Source organism: Moorena sp. SIO3H5 (genome assembly GCF_010692395.1).
In the GTDB taxonomy this organism is placed as follows: domain Bacteria; phylum Cyanobacteriota; class Cyanobacteriia; order Cyanobacteriales; family Coleofasciculaceae; genus Moorena.
Map to the genome: position 1 here is coordinate 1 of NZ_JAAHHS010000690.1, position 2,171 is coordinate 2,171.

The following is a 2,171-nucleotide window of genomic DNA, read 5'->3' on the forward strand; positions in this document are numbered from 1 at the left end:
AGGAACGGTCGATGCCCGGTATTATCCGGGGCACCTCCGATTCAGAACCGTGCATGAAAGTTTCCCCTCACACGGCTCCTAGGTATCCTCTCCTTTCGGAGTGCTCCAGTGTATCTGTTGATGGCAGCTACGATGAACTGCTAATAAGTTCTTTTTCGACCAATTGTCGTGGTTTCCATCTGCATGATGAAGGTGTACATCTTCGCCTTCTAAGAACTTCAATCCACAGTGTCCACAGGAATGGTTTTGCTTTTTCAATGCATCAGAAGTAGCATCAGAGTAGAGGCGCGAATTCCTTTTACTCCAGTAGACTAGGTCGCCGTCATAAGGTGACTTAGTCCCCTTTACGTTCACGTGTTGGTTTTGTTTGTAACCTACCTTTGGGAAAGCCTTTTTGCATAGTTCAGAGGCTCTATACCGACTTACTTTCTTTTCATTTCGGAACTTTCGGTGGGCAGTGTGCTTCATGAACCATAGGCTGTCTCTAGAACTGCTCATATCGCAGCTACTATGGTAGTTACGCCATCCGCGAACGATGGGGGCTAATTTCTTAGCTTTTATTTCAGCACCATAATTCGAGCAGTTGACTACGGCTTTAATCTTCTTACGGATGTTTCTGTGATTTTCCTCTGAGGGAACACACGAGAACTTACCGTCTTTTCTGACGCGGAATCTCCACCCCAGGAAGTCAAATCCGTCTGTCGTTTTGGTTAGCTTGGTCTTTTCTTCACTGATTTCCATTCCTCTTTCTGCTAAGAAATTCTTAACCTTCTGGAGGATTTTCTCGGCATTATCTTTTGGCTTGAGGATAAATATCATATCGTCTGCGTATCGCAGGCTTGTGTGAATATCCTCTATTCCGTCAAGTGCTATGTTTGCTAGTAAAGGGCTGACTACACCACCTTGGGGTGTTCCTTGCTCCGGGAATTCCGGATTGATGCCTGCTTTTAAGCATCTGAATATCCCCAATTTCAGTTGCGCAGGTGCTAGCAATCTATCCATTATGGAGCTGTGGGAGATGCGGTCGAAACATTTCTTAATGTCTAATTCGATGATGCGCTTTTCGATGCCGTTGTTTCCTGAATTTAACTGGTTGAACAGTCCTTTTTGGGCATCTTGGGCGCTTCTGCCTGTTCTGAATCCGTAACTTCTGCCATTAAATTTAGCTTCATGTGCCGGTTCTAGGGCGAATTTGACTAGACATTGCCATGCTCGGTCAGCTATGGTTGGTACTTTTAACATCCTGATTTTTCCATTCTTTTTAGGGATTGGAATTTCTCGGAGACCGCTATGTTTCCAGTCATGGCCATAGCGGTTCAATGTTTTAGCTAGTTCCATTCGCTCTCTGTAGTTGAGGCTTGACTTTCCATCAACTCCAGCCGTCTTTTTTCCTTTGTTTAGCTGGGTCACTTGTCGGACTGCCAAAAGCTGTGCTGAGCGGGATTTCAGTATTAGTTTTTGTAGTGACCTAGCTTTCTTTAAGTCACCAGCTCGAACCGCTTTATATACTCGCTTTTGTAGGCGGAATAAGTTTTGGCGGTGTTTCTTCCACTTTTGCTTTTTCCAAGGTTCGCTATGTTTGTTCATGCGTCTAACCGTGCTCTCAAACGAGCTTGTATATTCTGAATACCCGCAGCCAGTTATTCGACTGCATCCTACCCGGCAGTGAGGATTAGGTTTGACATAACTTACCGTAGATTCGACCGGTCTACAGACTCATTATTGCTGCCGTTTTTATTTGTTCCGTCCATCAGATTGTTATGGTGATTTAGGGCAGTCCATTTTGCCTATTCCCTTCTCAGAGATTACAACTGTCTAACTCAAAACGTTGTGAGAATAATCGGGAATTAAGTCTCGCATATACTAGTCAGATTGCGGCTTAGTACTAAGACACTTTTTCAGGACTTTTGCTACTGTTACCCATGTCACCTCCCCTTTAGCGCCAGTGTCACTCATCTGATTAGTGTCTGATTGCGCCCTGGTGCCAGCTTCACTCTGCTAGGATGTCGCCTACTCGGTGTGGCCAAGGTAGGGAGTCACCTGTCTCTCCAGGGGGTCGGGTTTGCACCGCCATCCAGATGAACAGTTATAACTTTTGGGTTATCCCCGCGAGTTACCTAAGTCATACCCCTCTATTTTCTAGAGGCTCCTACTTAGAACAAGCCGCACGA

Annotated in this window: 1 protein-coding gene; it reads right to left on the bottom strand. The window is 45.4% G+C overall.

The genetic code is table 11. The annotated features are described in order from the left end of the window. Nucleotides 1-78: 78 nt before the first annotated feature. Complete coding sequence (locus F6K52_RS35570; protein WP_293089803.1) at nucleotides 79-1,587, bottom strand: reverse transcriptase domain-containing protein; 1,509 nt, start codon at nucleotides 1,585-1,587, stop codon at nucleotides 79-81. Between the last annotated feature and the right edge of the window lie 584 nt (nucleotides 1,588-2,171).